Source organism: Streptomyces sp. NPDC059224, assembly GCF_042754285.1.
GTDB lineage: Bacteria > Actinomycetota > Actinomycetes > Streptomycetales > Streptomycetaceae > Streptomyces.
In genome coordinates this window covers 1-18,330 of record NZ_JBHZAN010000035.1, presented here as the reverse complement: position 1 = coordinate 18,330, position 18,330 = coordinate 1, and the positions used below count along the sequence as shown (strand labels likewise).

Genomic DNA, 18,330 nt, shown 5'->3' with positions numbered 1-18,330 from the left:
TCCGGAACACTCCACTCCACGGCGTACCATGACTTGCCGTACACGAGGGGTGGGACCGTGGACCGAGCAGAGGTCGGCGCGCTGGTCCAGTCCGCCGTCGACGGCGACGCGGCGGCCTGGAAGGCGCTCGTGGAGGGGCTGAGCCCACTGGTGTGGTCCGTGGTGCGCGCGCATCGGCTCTCCGACGCCGACGGGCACGAGGTGTACCAGACCGTGTGGTTCCGCTTCGCCCAGCACCTGGGCCGGATCCGGGAGCCCGACAAGGCGGGCTCCTGGCTGGCCAGCACGGCACGCAACGAGTGCCTGAAGGTGATCCGCGGGCTGACCCGCCTGCTGCCCACCGACGATCCGCAGGTACTGGACCGGGTCAGCGAGGACCGTACGCCGGAACAGTCCCTGATCGACGCGGAGGACCGGGCGGACGAGGCCGAGCGGATCCGTCTGCTGTGGCAGGAGTTCGAGGAACTAGGCGACCGGTGCAGGCAGTTGCTGCGGGTCCTGATGGCCTCGCCGCCGCCCAGCTATGTCGAGGTGTCCGTGGCGCTGGGTATCGCGGTGGGCAGCATCGGCCCGCTGCGCCAGCGCTGTCTGCGCCGGCTGCGGGCCCGGCTCGACGCGAGGGGTGCGGTATGAGCGACGACGGGTTCCCGGTGGAGGAGGACCTCGAGGGCACCGGGTTCGACGCGGACCTCCTGGAGGAGGAGCTGCGCCAGGCGGCCGCCGTCCTCGACCCGCTCCCGGCCGGACTGCTCCAACTGGCCATGGACGCCTACGTGCTGCACGACCTGGACGCCCGGATCGCCGAGCTGACCTTCGACTCCCTGGTCGACGCCATCCCGGTCAGAGGGGCCGAGGCCCCGCCCCGGATGCTGACCTTCCAGGCGGGCGACCTCACCGTGGACATCGAGGTCACCGGCGACGGCCTGCTCGGGCAGGTGCTGCCCCCGCAGTCCGCGCGGATCGAGGTGCTCGGCGGTCCGGGGGCGGCCCGTCCGCTCACGGCCGACGGCATGGGCCGCTTCGCCAGTGACACCGCGCCCGTCGGCCCGTTCGCGCTCCGGCTGCACGCCGGCGGGGACGTGATCGTCACGGAGTGGCTGCGGGCCTGAGTCCGGCACCGTCTCACCAGGTGCCGGGCAGGGTCCGCGGCCCGCGGATCATCGTCCTGCGGGGCCACCGCACGGACTTCGCCGGTCCGCGTGTCCCGCGGGGGCGCTCCGGCCGGAGGGTCAGCGGGCGACGGAGTCCACGAGCGCGGCGAGCGCGACGGCCAGCCGGTCCGCCCCCGCCCCCGCCGGTCCGCCCGGCTCCGTCATGTAGAGGTCGCGCCGGATCTCGATCATCAGGGCGCCGACGCGCGGGTCTGACCCGTAGAACTCCAGCGGCACGTAGGCCCCGCCGAACGGGCTGTCCAGCCCTGTCCCCCCGCACTCCGCGAAGGCCTCGCGGGCCGCCGCCGTCAGGCCGGTCGGCGTGTGGAAGCCGTCCGTACCCAGACACACCGGCGGCCGCGGCCCCGCACCGTGCAGCTCGTACGGCAGCGCCCGGCTCGGATAGGAGTGCACGTCGATCACCACGGCCCGTCCGGTCGCCGCCAGCCGCCCGGCGACGGCCTCCGTCATCGCCCGGGCGTACGGCCGGAAGTACCGCTCGACCAGGGGGCCTTGATCGAACGGCTCGTCCCGCAGCACACCGCGGTGCGTGGTCCGCGTGTACACGGCCCCCATCCCGACGGCGAGCATCTCCTCCCGCTCGTCCGGGAACCGCTCCGGGTCCACCACCAGCCGGGACAGCCGGTTGACGAACCGCCAGGGCCGCACCCCGGCGAGCACGGCCGCCGCCTCGGCGAGTTCGGCCGTGTGGGCGTCCGTGATGTGGTCCAGCTCCCGCTCCAGCGCGCCGTCGTCGAGCACGATGCCGCTGCGCACCCCCGCCGGGATCGTCCGTGCCGAGTGCGGCACGTGCAGGATCACCGGCGACTCGGCGGCGCCGGGCAGCAGTTCGTAGGACGGCTCGGACACGGGCGGCTCCCGGGGCGTTGTCTGTCAGGGGCAGGGCGCAGGATCAAGGTGTCACATCGCCCAGGGAGACAGGCGGCGGTCTCCGGGTCACGCCCGGGTCCGCGGTTTCGCGGACGCGGACGTCGCGGAGCCGATCGCGACCAGGGGGCGGGTGAGTCCTCAGGCCAGCAGCTCCCGCAGCAGCGTGCCCACCTGCTCCGTCTCGATCAGGAAGCCGTCGTGCCCGTACGGCGACTCGATCAGCCGCAGTCCGTCGGCGGCGGGGATCAGCGCGGCCAGCTCGGCCTGCTGGGCCGGGGGATAGAGGCGGTCGGAGTCCACGCCCGCCACCAGGGCGCGGGCCGTGACCCGGCCGAGCGCCGCGCGCAGCCCGCCCCGGTCGCGGCCGGCGTCATGGGCGTTCATCGCCTCCGACAGGACGACGTAACTGCCCGCGTCGAAGCGCCCGGTCAGCTTGGCGGCGTGGTGGTCGAGGTACGACTCGACCTGGTAGCGGCCGCCGGCGAAGGGGTTCTCGGCGCCCTGCGCCGCCCGGCCGAAGCGCACCGCGAGTTCCGGTTCGCTGCGATAGGTCACATGGGCGATCCGGCGGGCCAGGCCCAGGCCCGTGTGCGGGGCGCGGCCGGTGCCGTGGTAGTCGCCGCCCTGCCAGTCCGGGTCGGCGCGGATCGCGGTGAGCTGCATGGCGGACCACGCGATCTGCTCCGCGCTCGCCGCCGCCGTCGTGGCGAGCAGCAGCAGCGCGCCGACCCGTTCCGGATAGGACACCGCCCACTCCAGGGCGCGCATCCCGCCCATCGAGCCGCCGGCCACCAGCGCCCAGCGCCCGATGCCCAGTGCGTCCGCCAGCCCGGCCTCGGCGGCGACCTGGTCCCGCTGGGTCAGGAAGGGGAACCCGCCGCCCCAGCGCCCGCGTCCGCCGGCGCGCGGGGAGGACGGGCCGGTGCTGCCCCGGCAGCCGCCCAGGACGTTCGGGGCGACGACGAACCAGCGGTCGGTGTCCAGCGCCAGGTCCGGTCCGACCACGCCGTCCCACCAGCCCGGGGTCGGATGTCCCGGCCCGGCGGGCCCGGCGACATGGCTGTCACCGGTGAGCGCGTGCAGTACGAGCACGGCGTTTCCGGCGTCGGGGGCGAGCCGGCCCCAGGTCTCGAACGCCAGCCGCAGCCCCGGCAGTTCGCCGCCCGCCTCCAGGGGCAGCGGCTTCTCCGCCGCGTACCACTGCCTGCGGCCCGGCGGATCCCCCTCCCGCCAGGCCACCGCGGCCGGCGGCAGGGGCACCCCGTGCGGCGGTACGGCGTTCAGGACGCGGCGCCCTTGGCGGCGCGGAATCCGGCCTCCAGGTCGGCCTTGAGGTCGGCCAGGTTCTCGATGCCGACCGACAGCCGCACCAGGCCCGGCGCGGTCCCGGTCGCCGTCAGCTGTTCCTCGTCCAGCTGGCTGTGGGTGGTGGACGCCGGATGGATGATCAGGCTGCGGACGTCCCCGATGTTCGCGAGATGGCTGAACAGCTCGACGGCGTCCACGAAACGCTTGCCCGCCTCGATCCCGTCCCTCAGCTCGAAGGAGACGATCGCGCCCGCCCCGCGCGGCAGATACCGCTGCCCCGCCCCGTACCAGCGGCTGGAGGGCAGGCCCGGATAGTGCACGGCGGCCACCTCGTCCCGCTGCTCCAGCCACTCGGCCAGGGCCAGCGCGTTCGCGGAGTGCCGCTCCAGCCGCAGGCTCAGCGTCTCCACGCCCTGGAGCAGCAGGAACGCCGAGTGCGGGGAGAGGGCCGGGCCGAGGTCGCGCAGCAGCTGCACCCGCAGCTTGGTCGCGTACGCGCCCCGGCCGAGCGCCGGCCAGTAGCGCAGCCCGTGGTAGCTGGGGTCGGGCTCGGAGAAGTCGGGGAAGCGGTCGGAATGCGCGCCGAAGTCGAAGCCGCCGCCGTCCACGACCACACCCGCGATGGCCGTGCCGTGCCCGCCGAGGAACTTGGTCGCCGAGTGCACCACGATGTCCGCGCCGTGTTCGAGAGGCCGCAGCAGATAGGGGGTCGGGACCGTGTTGTCCACGATCAGCGGCACGCCCGCCGCGTGCGCCACGTCCGCGACCGCCCGCACGTCGAGCACGTTGCCGCGCGGGTTGCCCAGCGTCTCCGCGAACAGCGCCTTGGTGTTCGGACGGACGGCCGCCCGCCAGGCCTCGGCGTCGTCCGGGTCGTCCACGAAGGACACCTCGATGCCGAACCTGGGCAGCGTGTGCCGGAACAGGTTGTAGGTGCCGCCGTACAGGGACGTGCTCGACACGATGTGGTCGCCCGCACTCGCCAGCGTCAGGATCGCCAGCGTCTCCGCCGCCTGCCCGGAGGACAGCGCCACCGCCGCGACCCCGCCCTCCAGGGCGGCGACCCGCTGCTCGAAGACGTCCTGGGTGGGGTTGTGGATGCGGGTGTAGATGTTGCCGGGCTCGGCGAGGGCGAACAGGTCGGCGGCGTGCCGGGTGTCGCGGAACACGAACGACGTCGTCTGGTAGATCGGCGTCGCCCGGGCGCCGGTCGTCGGGTCCGGGACCGCCCCGGCGTGGACCTGCCGGGTCTCGAACGACCAGCCCGGGGTGTCGGGTCCGGTGGGCGGCTCCTCGGGCGTGTGACCGGCGGTGACGGAGTCGATGGGCTGGCTCATGGTGCTGCTCCTCGTGCGGGAAGGCAGGACGGTGTGCGCGTGCGGGCACGCGTCGGAAGGACGGGGCAGGAGGGGAGGGGAGGGCCGGAGCGGAGCGTCAGCTCTCGGCGCGACACCCCGTGGTGGTGGCACGCGCGTGATCGACATGGCGTCGGGTCACCAGCACCGTCATGAGTCGAGCGAACCACAGCGGGTCACGGCGGACCAGCCGCCCGCCGCCCGCGACACGCAGACTTCACGAACGACATACGCACGTCACGAAGGGCGCACATGGCTCCGCCCCGGCGGGCGGGATGCCTGCCGGGGCGGAGATTCGGGAACCCTCGGCGGGTTCCCGGAGCCAGGGGGCCGGCTCAGAGGGCGGCGAGCGCCGCGTTCCAGGTGGCCGACGGGCGCATGACCGCGTCCGCCTTGGCCTTGTCGGGCTGGTAGTAGCCGCCGATGTCGGCCGGGGAGCCCTGGACGGCGAGCAGCTCGTCGACGATCTGCCGCTCGTTGGCGGCGAGCGTCTCGGCGAGCGGCGCGAACGCCTTGGCGAGCTCGGCGTCGTCGGTCTGGCGGGCCAGCTCCTGCGCCCAGTACAGCGACAGGTAGAAGTGGCTGCCGCGGTTGTCGATGCCGCCGACGCGACGGGTCGGGGACTTGTCCTCGTTGAGGAAGGTCGCCGTGGCGCGGTCGAGGGTGTCGGCCAGCACCTTGGCCCGGGCGTTGCCGGTGGCCGTGGCGTACTGCTCGAAGGACGGGACGAGCGCGAAGAACTCGCCGAGGGAGTCCCAGCGCAGGTAGTTCTCCTTGACCAGCTGCTGCACGTGCTTCGGCGCGCTGCCGCCGGCGCCCGTCTCGAAGAGGCCACCGCCCGCCATCAGCGGGACGACCGACAGCATCTTGGCGCTGGTGCCCAGCTCCAGGATCGGGAAGAGGTCGGTCAGGTAGTCGCGGAGCACGTTGCCGGTGACGGAGATGGTGTTCTCGCCGCGGCGGATGCGCTCCACGGACAGCTTGGTGGCCTCGACCGGCGCGAGGATCCGGATGTCCAGGCCCTCGGTGTCGTGCTCCGGCAGGTACTGCTTGACCTTGGCGATCAGCTGCGCGTCGTGGGCGCGGTCCTCGTCCAGCCAGAAGACGGCCGGGTCGCCGGTGGCGCGGGCGCGGGTGACGGCCAGCTTCACCCAGTCCTTGATCGGCGCGTCCTTGGTCTGGCAGGCGCGGAAGATGTCACCGGCGGCGACCGGCTGCTCGATCACGGCGTTGCCGGCCGCGTCGACCAGGCGGACCGTGCCGGCGGTGGCGATCTCGAAGGTCTTGTCGTGGGAGCCGTACTCCTCGGCCTTCTGCGCCATCAGGCCCACGTTCGGGACCGAGCCCATGGTGGACGGGTCGAAGGCGCCGTTGGCCCGGCAGTCCTCGATCACGGCCCGGTAGACACCGGCGTAGGAGGAGTCCGGGATGACCGCGAGGGTGTCGGCCTCCTGGCCGTCCGGGCCCCACATGTGGCCGGAGGTGCGGATCATGGCCGGCATCGAGGCGTCGATGATGACGTCGGAGGGCACGTGCAGGTTGGTGATGCCCTTGTCGGAGTCGACCATGGCCAGCGCCGGGCCGTCGGCGATCTCGGCGTCGAAGGAGGCCTTGATCTCGGCGCCCTCGGGCAGGTTCTCCAGGCCCTTGAGGATGCCGCCCAGACCGTCGTTCGCGCTGAGGCCGGCCGCCTTGAGGGTCTGGCCGTACTTCGCGAACGTCTTCGGGAAGAAGACGCGCACCACGTGACCGAAGATGATCGGGTCGGAGACCTTCATCATCGTGGCCTTGAGGTGCACGGAGAACAGCACGCCCTCCTGCTTGGCGCGGGCGATCTGCGCGGCCAGGAAGTCGTTGAGCTGGGCGACGTGCAGCACGGAGGCGTCCACGACCTCGCCCGCCAGGACCGGTACGGAGTCCTTGAGCACGGTCGTGGTGCCGTCCTCGGCGACCAGCTCGATCTTCAGGGCGCCGGCCTCGGAGATCACCACGGACTTCTCGGTGGAGCGGAAGTCGTTCTCGCCCATGGTGCTGACATCGGTCTTGGACTCGGAGGTCCAGGCACCCATGCGGTGCGGGTGGGTCTTGGCGTAGTTCTTGACCGACGCGGGGGCACGGCGGTCCGAGTTGCCCTCACGCAGGACCGGGTTCACGGCGGAACCCTTGATCTTGTCGTAGCGGGCGCGGATCTCGCGCTCCTCGTCGGTCTTCGGGTCGTCCGGATAGTCCGGCAGCGCGTAGCCCTTGCCCTGGAGCTCGGCTACGGCGGCCTTGAGCTGCGGGATCGACGCCGAGATGTTCGGCAGCTTGACGATGTTGGCCTCGGGCGTCTTGGCCAGGTCGCCCAGCTCGGCCAGGGCGTCCGGGACGCGCTGGTCCTCGTTCAGGTACTCCGGGAAGTGGGCGATGATGCGCCCGGCCAGCGAGATGTCGCGGATGTCCACGGCGACACCGGCCTGCGAGGCGTACGCCTGGATCACCGGCAGGAACGAGTGCGTCGCGAGGGCCGGGGCCTCGTCTGTGTAGGTGTAGAAGATGGTCGAGTCAGTCACCGGGTGCTCCGCTCCACGTCTGCAACATTGCTCGACATCAAGATATCTCGTGAACGACCCGGGCTCGACAGGGGTCCGCGACTCGGAGGATCCGTTTGTCATACGGCAGGCAACCGGATCGGTCAAAAGGGTGGTCAAGAGGAACGAGCCACCATCGACCGACGGCCGGAGCGACCATCCGGCCGCCCGAGCGAAAGCGGACCATGAGAAATCGCACCAGAGTGACGGCCCCGGCGGCCGCCCTGCTCGGCACGGCGGCCGTGCTGGCCACGGGGACCCCGGCCCTTGCGCGTCCCTTCTCCACGGGGGAGAAAAGCGGCGACGCGGGGGCCGGGGGCAAGACGCCCGCACCGGGCCCCGAGACCCTCGGCGACCCCGTCTACCCGGCCCTCGGCAACGACGGCTACCGGGTCCTCGCCTACCACCTCGACCTCGCCTACGACGCCACGACCCGGCTGGTCGACGGCACCGCGACGCTGCGCGTCCGCACCACCGGACAGCTGTCCCGCCTCTCCCTGGACGCGCTCGGCCTCGACATACGCGCCGTGCGCGTGGACGGCCGCGCGGCCGCCTTCGAGCAGGCCGACGAGAAGCTGCGCATCACCCCGGCCCGCCCGCTGCGGGAGGACGACCACGTCACCGTGTGCGTGGAGTACGGCGCCGACCCGAGCCGCACTCTCCCGCACACCGCCTGGGTGCCCACCCCGGACGGCTTCGCCGTCTGCCCGCAGCCGAACTCCGCGCACACCGTCTTCCCGTGCAACGACCACCCCTCGGACAAGGCGGACTTCACCTTCCGCATCACGGTCCCGAGCGGTCTGCGCGGGGTCGCGAACGGCAGCGCGACCCGCACCGAACGCCTCCCCGGCGACCGGACGGCCTTCTCGTACCGGTCCCGCGCGCCGATCGCCACCGAACTCGTCCAGATCACCGTGGGCGACTACGTGATCAAGGACCGGCAGGGCCCGCACGGCCTGCCGCTGCGCGACGTCGTCCCGGCCGCCCGCGCCGCCGCCCTCGAACCGGCGCTCGCCCTGACCGCCGGCCAGGTGGCGTGGCTGGAGGACCGGCTCGGCGTGGCCTTCCCGTTCGAGACGTACGGCCTGCTGCCCTGCAACTCCGACGACCCGGACGCCTTCGACTTCACGGGCCTGGAGACCCAGACCCTCACCCTCTACAAGCCGAACTTCCTGCTCCAGGAGGAGGCGAAGATCGGCTCGCACATGATGCACGAGCTGGTCCACTCCTGGTTCGGCAACCTGGTCTCCCCGGCCACCTGGGCCGACCTCTGGCTGAACGAGGGGCACGCCGACTTCTACGGGCTGCTCTACCGCTACGAACGCGGCTGGCCGGACTCCCTGGGCATGACGACCATGGAGGCCCGGATGAAGGACACCTACGCCCGCGGCGACCAGTGGCGCCACGACTCGGGGCCGGTGGCGGCCCCGGACGCGGTCAACCTCTTCGACAGCCAGCGCTACCTCGGCGGCGTCCTGACGCTGTTCGCCTTCCGCGAGCTGGTCGGCGAGGACGTCTTCCACCGGGTCGAGCGCACCTTCCTGGACCGCTTCCGGAACCGCTCGGCCTCGACGGAGGACTACATCGCCGTCGCCTCCGAGGTCTGCGGCCAGGACCGGTCGGGCTTCCTGCGCGACTGGCTCTACGGGACCACCACCCCGCGGATGCCCAACCACCCCGACTGGACGGTCACCCCGGTGACCCCGACCCAGGCCGCCCCGCACAGCCTGCGCGGCGGCCACCACCACGACAACTCCGCGACCCTGTAAGCGGCACGGCAGGGGGCTGGGGCGTGTTGCGAAAGTCCCGCCTGCCGCGCGACACGCCCTAGCTAGTCGGTGTGCGGCAGGCCCGGCCGCAGATCGTCCGGGACGCGCTGCTGCGGGATCACCACGGCCCCCTGCTGGAGCGCGACCGTGCGGGTCGGGGACGGGATGCGGATGCCCTCCTCGCGGTAGCGGCGGTGCAGGCGCTTGATGAACTCGTGCTTGATCCGGAACTGGTCGCTGAACTCGCCGACGCCCAGGATCACCGTGAACCCGATCCGCGAGTCGCCGAAGGTGTGGAAGCGGATGGCCGGTTCGTGCTCCGGGACCGCTCCGGTGATCTCGGTCATGGTCTCGGCGATGACCTCGTGCGTGATGCGCTCGACCTGGTCAAGGTCGCTGTCGTAGCTCACGCCCACCTGGACCAGGATCGTCAACTGCTGCTCGGGGCGCGTGTAGTTGGTCATGTTCGTCTTCGCCAGCTGGCCGTTGGGGACGACCACCAGGTTGTTGGAGAGCTGACGGACGGTCGTCTGCCGCCAGTTGATGTCCACGACGTAGCCCTCCTCGCCGCTGCTCAACTGGATGTAGTCGCCCGGCTGCACGGTCTTGGAGGCCAGGATGTGGATGCCCGCGAAGAGGTTGGCCAGGGTGTCCTGGAGCGCCAGCGCGACCGCGAGGCCACCGACGCCAAGGGCGGTGAGCAGGGGCGCTATGGAGACGCCCAGCGTCTGGAGCACCACCAGGAAGCCGATCGCCAGGACCAGCACCCGGGTGATGTTCACGAAGATCGTGGCCGACCCGGCGACCCCGGAACGGGACTGGGTGACCGACTGCACCAGGCCGGCGATCACCCGCGCCGCCGAGACCGTCACCGCGAAGATGAGCAGCACCTTCAGGCACTGGTCGGTGTGGTGCTGGACGGTCCTGGTCAGCGGCAGCACCGCCGCCGCGGATGCCGCGCCGCCCGTCAGCGCCGCCCACGGGACCACCGTGCGCAGCGCGTCCACGACGACGTCGTCACCGCTCCAACGGGTCCGCTTCGCGTGCTTGGCCAGCCAGCGCAGCACGCCGCGCGACAGAAAGGCCAGCAACAGGCCCGCGGCCAGAGCGATGCCGGCCAGGACCAGGTCATCGACGGTGAGCGCTCGGTCCACCGGTTACCTCCCATTCGATTGTGCAACTGCTCATCCTGCCGTATCCACGGACCCGAATCCGCACAGAGGTTCGCGCGGCGGACCCCGACGGCCGGTACGGCGGTGAGGCCGATGGGAATCGAACTCCCGTGAAAGCCCGCCCGGTTGGCTCCGGCAGTCGTGCGCCGGCAGGCTGCCCCCTTCGCCCGGCGGCCCTCGCGCGCACCGGCGACACCCCGCACCCCGAACCCGGGGCCCGTTCCGCCCCGTCGCCTTGCCGCGCGGCCAGGTTGCCGCCGGGACGGCGGCGTGGCCGTCAGGCGTCCGGGAGGGACCCCTGGTCGGCGAAGGACCCCCGGTCCGTGAAGGATCCGTGCCGGCCCGCTCCCGCGGCGAAGCGCGCCGCCCCCTGCACGCCTTCCGCCAGCACGTCCATGCCGTACTGGACCTCGGCGACCATCGCCGCCTCTTCGTCCAGCCCCTCCTGGTCCAGCACCGACGCCCGGTCGCTGCGCAGACAGGCCTGCGGGAACGCGGCGATGGTCAGGGCCAGTTCCTCCGCCGCCTCGCGTGCCCGGCCGGCTGGGACCAGGCGGTTGGCCAGGCCCATCTCGTACGCCTCGGGGGCCGGGACCGGGCGGCCGGTCAGGATCAGGTCCATGGCCCGGCCGGTGCCGATCAGCCGGGGGAGCCGTACCGTGCCGCCGTCGATCAGCGGCACGCCCCAGCGGCGGCAGAAGACGCCGAACACCGCGTCCTCCTCGGCGACCCGCAGGTCGCACCACAGGGCCAGCTCCAGGCCTCCCGCCACCGCGTGCCCGGCGATCGCCGCGATCACCGGCTTGGACAGCCGCAGCCGGGTCGGGCCCATCGGGCCGTCCCCGTCCTCCGCCACCCGGTTGCCGCGCTCGCCGCCCATCGCCTTCAGGTCCGCGCCCGCGCAGAAGGTGCCGCCCTCACCCCACAGCACCGCCACCCGGGCCGCGTCGTCCGCCTCGAACTCCCGGAAGGCGGCGGCCAGTGCGGCCGCCGTCGGCCCGTCCACCGCGTTGCGCGCCTCGGGGCGGGAGAGGACGACCGTGGTGACGGGACCCTGGCGTTCCAGGCGGACCGGCATGCGTTTCCTTCCGTCGGAAGGCCACCCGGGGTCAGATGACCTTCAGTCGTACCAGCGCTCCCAGTGTCAGTGCTCCCGGCAGCAACGGCACCCACACGGTGATGATCCGGTAAGCGAGGACGACGGCGGTGGCGACCGCCACCGGACCGCCCGCGGCCACCAGCGCCACGATCAGCGCCGCCTCCACCGAACCCAGGCCGCCCGGAGTGGGGATCAGCGCGACGGCGACCGTGGCCGCCAGGTACGCGAGCGCCATGTGCGCGGGCGGCACCGGCAGCCCCAGTGCCTGTCCCACCGCGACCAGACCGGCCGCCTGAAGGGCGGGGAAGGCGAGCGAGCCGCCCCACAGCGCCAGCGCCCGGGACGGCCGGGTGTGCACCGAGCGGGCCTCGCTCAGCGCGGAGCGCGCGAAACGCAACACCGGCTCGCGCACCCGTCGCAGGAGGAACAGCGCTGCCAGCGCCACGGCGACCAGTGCGCCGGCGACGGCCAGGACCGGGCCGACCGTCCCGTGCGGGAGCAGGCTGCCGAGGTGCAGCGCGTCCGGGAAGGCGACGAAGAACACCGCCATCAGGCCCACCCGGGCCACCGACTCGGCGAGCAGGTACAGGGCGAGCGCCGCCGAGGAGGTGGCCAGCGGCACCCCGCACACGGTCATGAACCGCAGGTTGACCGCGCCGGAACCCAGACCCGTCGGCAGCAGGTGGTTGGCCGAGCCGGCCGCGAGCTGGGTCGCGAGCAGCCGCCAGCGGGGGAGCTGCTGGACCACCGCGCCCTGCCGGGTGAAGGCCGCCGCCACCCAGGTCAGACAGGTGGCGGCACCCGCCGCCAGCAGCCAGGGCCAGGAGGCGTCGCGGAGGTGGGCGAAGCCCTCCACGAGGACCGACCGGTGCTGCACCGCGATGACCGCCACGAGCAGCAGCGGAACCAGGGTGAGGACGTGCCGCCAGGGGACACGGCGGGCGAGCCGGGGCAGACGGCTCTCACGGAAGCCGGGGATTCTTACCGCTGTCACATCGGGAGAGGTTTTCCGCGCCGCGCCAACTGCGGGTGGCGGAAGAGGAGACGCCGGATGACGGACGGGAAGCGGGTGAGGGGGGAGGCCGGTCCGGGCTTCGGCGGGGGCCTTCGCGGAGCTGGGCGGTGCCTTCGGGAGGCTCATCGGGTCCTTCGTACGGGGGGACGGCGAGCGGACATTGACCTCAACGAAGCTTGAGGTCCTACGTTCTCTCCCATGAGTATGGAGACCACCGCCTGGACGCAGCTGCACAGCGTGATGACCGCCGAGCAGCAGCGGCGCCCGTTCGACCGGGCCACGTTGCGCCGCATCGCCGCTTTCGCCCGCCCGCACCGGGGCGGCATAGTCCGTTTCGTTCTGCTCGGGGTGGTCACCGCCCTGCTCGCCGTCGCGACCCCGGTGCTGGCCGGCAAGGTCGTCGACGCGATCGTGTCGGGGCACGACGACGGCACGATCGTACGGCTGTCGTTGCTGATCGCCGGCGTCGCCGTCGCCGAGGCGGCGCTCGGGGTGCTGGGGCGCCGCCTCTCGGCGACGCTCGGGGAGGGACTCATCCTCGATCTGCGAACGGCTGTGTTCGATCATGTGCAGCGCATGCCCGTCGCGTTCTTCACGCGTACTCGTACGGGAGCGCTGGTCAGTCGTCTCAACAACGACGTGATCGGTGCCCAGCGCGCCTTCGCCAACACCCTCTCCGGCGTGGTCAGCAACCTGGTCACGCTGCTTCTCACCCTCGCGGTGATGCTCACCCTGTCCTGGCAGATCACCCTGCTCGCCCTGGTGCTGCTGCCGGTGTTCGTGGTGCCCGCCCGCCGCATGGGCGGCCGGATGGCCCGGATGCAGCGCGAGGCCGCCGCGCTCAACGCGGCCATGGGCACCCGGATGACCGAACGTTTCTCCGCACCCGGCGCCACCCTGATCAAGCTCTTCGGCCGCCCCGAGGAGGAGTCGGCGGAGTTCACGGCGCGCGCCGCCCGGGTCCGGGACATCGGGGTGCGCACCGCCACCGCCCAGTCGGTGTTCATGACCGCCCTCACCCTGGTCTCCTCGCTCGCGCTCGCCCTGGTCTACGGCCTCGGAGGCTGGTTCGCGCTGCGCGGCACCCTGGAGCCGGGCGCCGTCGTCGCCCTCGCCCTCCTCCTGACCCGGCTCTACGCCCCGCTCACCTCCCTCGCCGGTGCCCGCGTGGAGGTGATGAGCGCGCTGGTCAGCTTCGAGCGGGTCTTCGAGGTCCTCGACCTGAAGCCCCTGATCGAGGAGAAACCGGACGCCCGCGAGGTGCCCGAGGGCCCGGTGGCCGCCGAGTTCGAGGACGTCCGGTTCGCCTACCCGGCCGCCGACCAGGTCTCCCTGGCCTCACTCGAAGAGGTCGCGACCCTGGACGGCCGCGGCGGCGCCGAGGTCCTGCACGGCATCTCCTTCCGCGCCGAACCCGGCCAGACCGTCGCCCTGGTGGGCTCCTCGGGGGCCGGCAAGTCCACCATCGCCCAGCTGCTGCCGCGCCTGTACGACGTCGACGGGGGCGCCGTACGCGTCGGCGGCGTCGACGTCCGCGACCTGACCGCCGGCTCCCTGCGCGCCACGATCGGCATGGTCACCCAGGACGGCCACCTCTTCCACGACAGCGTCCGCGCCAACCTGCTGCTCGCCCGGCCGGCCGCCACCGACGAGGAGCTGTGGGACGCCCTCGGCCGGGCCCGCCTCGACGCCGTCGTACGGTCCCTGCCGGACGGCCTGGACACGGTGGTGGGCGAGCGCGGCTACCGGCTCTCCGGCGGCGAGCGGCAGCGCATGACCATCGCCAGGCTGCTGCTGGCCCGGCAGCGTGTGGTCATTCTCGACGAGGCCACCGCGCACCTGGACAACACCTCGGAGGCGGCCGTCCAGGAGGCTCTCGCCGAGGCGCTGGAAGGGCGTACGGCCGTGGTCATCGCCCACCGGTTGTCCACGATCCGGGCCGCCGACCAGATCCTGGTGATCGAGGCCGGCCGGATCGTGGAGCGCGGCACCCACGAGGAACTCCTGTTGGCGGACGGGCGGTACGCCGAGCTGCACCGTACCCAGTTCGCGGCGGCACCGACGCCCTGACGGTGCCGTTCACCTCATCGTCATCTTTTTCCTCGATTCCGCGAAGGGAGCGCTCCCGCCCTTGACGGCACTGGTCCGGACCTTTAGCTTCACGCCTTAAACAAAGCCTCACGGCTGTACCCAACGCCCGGTGACCGCAGGGGTGTTGGGTACACGCCGTGCTGCATCCCCCCGCGTGAAAGGCCAACCCCCCCATGGCCAGACCCCTCCCCACGGCCGCCGCGCTTGCCGCCCTGACCCTCTCCGCAGGCCTGTTCGCCGCGTCCCCCGCGCAGGCCGCCACCGGTACCATCACCGGTCTCGGCGGCAAGTGCCTGGACGTGGCGGGCGCCAGCTCCGCCGACGGCACCGCCGTCCAGCTCTACGACTGCAACGGCACCGCGGCCCAGCAGTGGACCGTCGGCAGCGACGGCACCATACGCGCCCTCGGCAAGTGCCTGGACGTGACCGGGAATTCGACCGCGGACGGCGCCAAGGCCCAGCTGTGGACCTGTTCCGGCGGCGCCAACCAGAAGTGGACGGTCAGCTCCGCCCACGACATCGTCAACCCGCAGGCGAACAAGTGCCTGGACGCCACCGGCAACTCCTCGGCGAACGGCACCCGCGCGCAGATCTGGACGTGCGGCGGCACCGCCAACCAGAAGTGGACCGCGCCCGCGTCGGACGGCGGCGGCACCACGCCGTCCTCGCCGATGGCCGTGGCGCCGTACCTGTACAACGGCTGGGGCGACCCGCCGAGCCCGACCACCATCACCAACGCGACCGGCGTGAAGTACTACACGCTCGCGTTCGTCCTCAGCAACGGCTACTGCAACCCGCAGTGGGACGGCAGCCGGGCGCTGACCGGCGGGGTCGACCAGCAGACCGTCAACACCGTGCGCGCGGGCGGCGGTGACGTCATACCGTCCTTCGGCGGCTACAGCGGCAACAAGCTGGAGAGCTCCTGCTCCAGCGCCGGTGAACTGGCGGCGGCCTACCAGAAGGTCATCAACGCCTACGGCGGTCTCAAGGCGATCGACATCGACCTGGAGGCCGACGCCTACAGCAACGGGACCGTGCAGCAGCGGGTCGTGGACGCGCTGAAGACGGTGAAGGCCAACAACCCGGGCACGAAGGTGTACATCACCATCGGCACCGGCCAGAGCGGACCCGACACCAGCCTGATCAACCGGGCCGCGTCCTCCGGGCTGACCGTGGACGCCTGGGCCATCATGCCGTTCGACTTCGGCGGCGCCGGCCAGAACATGGGCAACCTCACCACGCAGGCGGCCGAGGGGCTCAAGAACGCGCTGAAGAACGCCTACCACTACAGCGACGACCAGGCCTACCGGGACATGGGCATCTCGTCCATGAACGGCATCACCGACAACAACGAGACCGTGACGGTCGCCGACTTCCGGACCATCCTCGCCTACGCCCAGCAGCACCACCTGGCCCGGCTCACCTTCTGGTCCGCCAACCGCGACCGGCCCTGCACCGGCGGTTCCGCCGACAGCTGCTCGGGCGTGAGCCAGTCCGACTGGGACTACACGCGCGTCTTCGCCGGCTACACCGGCTGAACCCCCCACCTCTGACCAGGAGATCCAGTGCTTCGCCTTTCCTTGCGTCGCAGACCGACGGCCGCCGCGGTGCTGGCCGTTCTCGGGGCGTCCCTGCTGACCGCCGCCCCGTCCGCGCAGGCGGCCGCCACCGCCCTGCCCACCGGCCTCGCCACCCTCACCAACGCCGCCAGCGGCAAGTGCCTGGACGCCCGGGCGGCCGCCACCGCGAACGGCACCGCCGTCCAGCAGTACACCTGTAACGACACCACCGCCCAGCAGTGGAGTCTCACCGCCACCAGCGACGGCTACGTCCGGATCGGCAACGGCAACAACACCAGCCAGGTGGTCGACGTCACCGACGTCTCCACCGCCGACAACGCCCTGACCCAGCTGTGGGCCTACGGCGGCGGGGCCAACCAGCAGTGGCTGCCGGTCGACGAGGGCGGCGGCGCCTACCACTTCGTCAACCGCAACAGCGGCAAGTGCCTCGACGACCCGGCGGCCTCGACCGCGGACAGCGTGCAGCTGGTCCAGTACACCTGCAACGGCACGGCGGCCCAGCGCTTCCAGGTGACCGCCGTGACGCCGCCGTCGTCCCAGAACCCCGACCTCGGCCCGAACGTGGTCGTCTTCGACCCGTCGATGTCCGCGTCGACCATCCAGAGCCGCCTCAACTCGATCTTCCAGCAGCAGGAGACGAACCAGTTCGGCTCCCAGCGCTACGCCGTGATGTTCAAGCCGGGCACCTACAGCGCGAACGTCAACGTCGGCTTCTACACCCAGGTCCTCGGCCTCGGCCTGACCCCGGACTCGGTCAACATCAACGGGGCGGTGCACGCCGAGGCCGACTGGTTCCAGGGCAACGCCACCCAGAACTTCTGGCGGGGCGCGGAGAACCTGTCCGTCACCCCGACCGGCGGCGCCGACCGCTGGGCGGTCTCGCAGGCCTCCGCCTACCGCCGGATGCACCTGCGCGGCAACCTCGCCCTGGACGACGGCGGCTGGTCCAGCGGCGGCCTGATCGCCGACAGCAAGATCGACGGACAGGTCAACTCCGGCAGCCAGCAGCAGTGGCTGACCCGTAACTCGCAGCTCGGCAGCTGGACCGGCTCCAACTGGAACATGGTCTTCGTCGGCAGCCAGGGCGTCCCGGGCACCAGCTTCCCCAACCCGCCGGACACCTCGGTCGCGCAGACCCCGGTCACCCGTGAGAAGCCCTTCCTGTACGTCGACAGCGCCGGCGCCTACCAGGTCTTCGTGCCCTCGACCCGCTCCAACTCGACTGGCACCAGCTGGAGTTCGGGCAGCCCGTCCGGTACCTCGCTCTCCCTGGACAGCTTCTACGTCGTGAAGGCGGGCGCGACCGCCGCACAGATCAACGCGGCCCTCGCGGCGGGCAAGAACCTGCTGGTCACCCCGGGCGTCTACCACCTCGATCAGACGCTCCAGGTCAACCGGGCCGACACGGTCGTGCTCGGCCTCGGCCTCGCCACGTTCGTCCCGGACAACGGCGTCACCGCCATGAAGGTCGCCGACGTCGACGGAGTGAACATCGCGGGCCTGCTCTTCGACGCGGGCACCACCAACTCGCCCTCCCTGATGGAGGTCGGGCCGACGGGCTCGTCCGCGACCCACAGCGCCGATCCCACGTCCCTGCACGACGTGTACTTCCGTATCGGCGGCGCGGGCGTCGGCAAGGCCACCACCAGCCTCGTCGTCAACAGCGACAACGTGATCGGCGACCACATGTGGATCTGGCGCGCCGACCACGGCAGCGGAGTCGGCTGGACCAGCAACACCGCCGACACCGGCCTGGTCGTCAACGGCGACAACGTGACGATGTACGGCCTGTTCGTCGAGCATTTCCAGAAGTACCAGACCGTCTGGAACGGCAACGGCGGCCGGACGTACTTCTACCAGAACGAGATGCCCTACGACCCGCCCAACCAGGCGGCCTGGATGAACGGCTCGACCCAGGGCTACGCCGCCTACAAGGTCGCCGACTCGGTCACCAGCCACCAGGCGTACGGCCTCGGAAGCTACTGCTACTTCAACGTCAACCCGGGTGTGGTGGCGGCGCACGCCATCGAGGCACCGAACACCTCGGGCGTCCGCTTCACCAGCATGGTGACGGTCTCCCTGGGCGGCACCGGCACCATCAGCCATGTCATCAACAACACGGGAGGACCGTCGAACTCGTCGAGCAACGTGGCGAACCTGACGTCGTACCCCTGATGCGAGCGGCCGTGGGCGGGGGGGGGGGGCCGGCGCGCGGACCGCCCACCCCCCCGGGGGGATCAACGAGAAAACGGGGGGGGGGGGGGGGGGGGCGACCGCGCGCGCCCTGGACTCCTAGGGGGGCCCGGCGGGGGTGGCGGCGCGCCCGGCC

13 protein-coding genes are annotated in these 18,330 nt (G+C 72.0%); 6 read left to right on the top strand and 7 right to left on the bottom strand.

All coding sequences use genetic code 11. The annotated features are described in order from the left end of the window. Window positions 1-33 precede the first annotated feature (33 nt). A complete protein-coding gene (locus ACFXI4_RS33400) occupies window positions 34-633 on the top strand; it encodes a sigma-70 family RNA polymerase sigma factor (protein WP_362728466.1) in 600 nt (199 codons plus the stop codon). Further along, a complete protein-coding gene (locus ACFXI4_RS33395; protein ID WP_384997949.1) occupies window positions 630-1,109 on the top strand; it encodes a hypothetical protein in 480 nt (159 codons plus the stop codon). The genes ACFXI4_RS33400 and ACFXI4_RS33395 overlap by 4 nt, the downstream gene beginning before the upstream one ends. 120 nt (window positions 1,110-1,229) lie before the next feature. Here ACFXI4_RS33395 and ACFXI4_RS33390 read toward each other — a convergent pair whose 3' ends face one another. From ACFXI4_RS33390 to ACFXI4_RS33375, 4 genes are all read right to left on the bottom strand, one after another. After that, the gene (locus tag ACFXI4_RS33390) at window positions 1,230-2,021 is read right to left on the bottom strand and encodes an N-formylglutamate amidohydrolase (protein WP_384997946.1); all 792 of its coding nucleotides are present in this window, start codon (window positions 2,019-2,021) and stop codon (window positions 1,230-1,232) included. A 159-nt stretch (window positions 2,022-2,180) separates the two neighbouring features. Beyond that, window positions 2,181-3,326 (bottom strand): homoserine O-acetyltransferase, encoded by a 1,146-nt coding sequence (locus ACFXI4_RS33385; protein ID WP_384998136.1) that lies wholly within the window; start codon window positions 3,324-3,326, stop codon window positions 2,181-2,183. Further along, window positions 3,323-4,687 (bottom strand): bifunctional o-acetylhomoserine/o-acetylserine sulfhydrylase, encoded by a 1,365-nt coding sequence (locus ACFXI4_RS33380; protein WP_384997943.1) that lies wholly within the window; start codon window positions 4,685-4,687, stop codon window positions 3,323-3,325. The genes ACFXI4_RS33385 and ACFXI4_RS33380 overlap by 4 nt, the downstream gene beginning before the upstream one ends. Before the next feature lie 353 nt (window positions 4,688-5,040). Further along, window positions 5,041-7,257: an NADP-dependent isocitrate dehydrogenase gene (locus tag ACFXI4_RS33375; protein ID WP_384997940.1), complete on the bottom strand. Its 2,217-nt coding sequence runs from the start codon at window positions 7,255-7,257 to the stop codon at window positions 5,041-5,043. 203 nt (window positions 7,258-7,460) lie between these two features. Here ACFXI4_RS33375 and ACFXI4_RS33370 point away from each other — a divergent pair, with 203 nt between their 5' ends. Continuing rightward, the gene (locus ACFXI4_RS33370; protein ID WP_384997938.1) at window positions 7,461-9,044 is read left to right on the top strand and encodes a M1 family metallopeptidase; all 1,584 of its coding nucleotides are present in this window, start codon (window positions 7,461-7,463) and stop codon (window positions 9,042-9,044) included. A 62-nt stretch (window positions 9,045-9,106) separates the two neighbouring features. Here ACFXI4_RS33370 and ACFXI4_RS33365 read toward each other — a convergent pair whose 3' ends face one another. The 3 genes from ACFXI4_RS33365 to ACFXI4_RS33355 form a co-directional block, all read right to left on the bottom strand. After that, window positions 9,107-10,198 carry a mechanosensitive ion channel family protein gene (locus ACFXI4_RS33365; RefSeq protein ID WP_362730926.1) on the bottom strand — a complete coding sequence of 364 codons (1,092 nt, stop codon included), beginning with the start codon at window positions 10,196-10,198 and terminating at the stop codon, window positions 9,107-9,109. A gap of 295 nt (window positions 10,199-10,493) precedes the next feature. Beyond that, window positions 10,494-11,294: a crotonase/enoyl-CoA hydratase family protein gene (locus tag ACFXI4_RS33360; RefSeq protein ID WP_384997934.1), complete on the bottom strand. Its 801-nt coding sequence runs from the start codon at window positions 11,292-11,294 to the stop codon at window positions 10,494-10,496. Between the two features lie 31 nt (window positions 11,295-11,325). After that, window positions 11,326-12,309: a YbhN family protein gene (locus ACFXI4_RS33355; RefSeq protein ID WP_384997931.1), complete on the bottom strand. Its 984-nt coding sequence runs from the start codon at window positions 12,307-12,309 to the stop codon at window positions 11,326-11,328. A gap of 225 nt (window positions 12,310-12,534) precedes the next feature. Here ACFXI4_RS33355 and ACFXI4_RS33350 point away from each other — a divergent pair, with 225 nt between their 5' ends. From ACFXI4_RS33350 to ACFXI4_RS33340, 3 genes are all read left to right on the top strand, one after another. Beyond that, on the top strand, window positions 12,535-14,400 hold the full coding sequence (locus tag ACFXI4_RS33350; protein ID WP_384998133.1) for an ABC transporter ATP-binding protein: 1,866 nt from the start codon (window positions 12,535-12,537) through the stop codon (window positions 14,398-14,400). 194 nt (window positions 14,401-14,594) lie between these two features. Further along, window positions 14,595-15,959 carry a ricin-type beta-trefoil lectin domain protein gene (locus ACFXI4_RS33345; RefSeq protein WP_384997928.1) on the top strand — a complete coding sequence of 455 codons (1,365 nt, stop codon included), beginning with the start codon at window positions 14,595-14,597 and terminating at the stop codon, window positions 15,957-15,959. A 27-nt stretch (window positions 15,960-15,986) separates the two neighbouring features. Further along, window positions 15,987-18,176, top strand: a complete 2,190-nt coding sequence (locus ACFXI4_RS33340; protein ID WP_384997925.1) for an RICIN domain-containing protein — start codon at window positions 15,987-15,989, stop codon at window positions 18,174-18,176. Window positions 18,177-18,330 lie beyond the last annotated feature (154 nt).

Bases quoted from the DNA above. Each gene is read 5' to 3' on its own strand.
- ACFXI4_RS33395 (WP_384997949.1), top strand. From the start codon at position 630: ATGAGCGACGACGGGTTCCCGGTGGAGGAGGACCTCGAGGGCACCGGG.
- ACFXI4_RS33380 (WP_384997943.1), bottom strand. From the start codon at position 4,687: ATGAGCCAGCCCATCGACTCCGTCACCGCCGGTCACACGCCCGAGGAG.
- ACFXI4_RS33370 (WP_384997938.1), top strand. From the start codon at position 7,461: ATGAGAAATCGCACCAGAGTGACGGCCCCGGCGGCCGCCCTGCTCGGC.
- ACFXI4_RS33360 (WP_384997934.1), bottom strand. From the start codon at position 11,294: ATGCCGGTCCGCCTGGAACGCCAGGGTCCCGTCACCACGGTCGTCCTC.
- ACFXI4_RS33350 (WP_384998133.1), top strand. From the start codon at position 12,535: ATGGAGACCACCGCCTGGACGCAGCTGCACAGCGTGATGACCGCCGAG.
- ACFXI4_RS33345 (WP_384997928.1), top strand. From the start codon at position 14,595: ATGGCCAGACCCCTCCCCACGGCCGCCGCGCTTGCCGCCCTGACCCTC.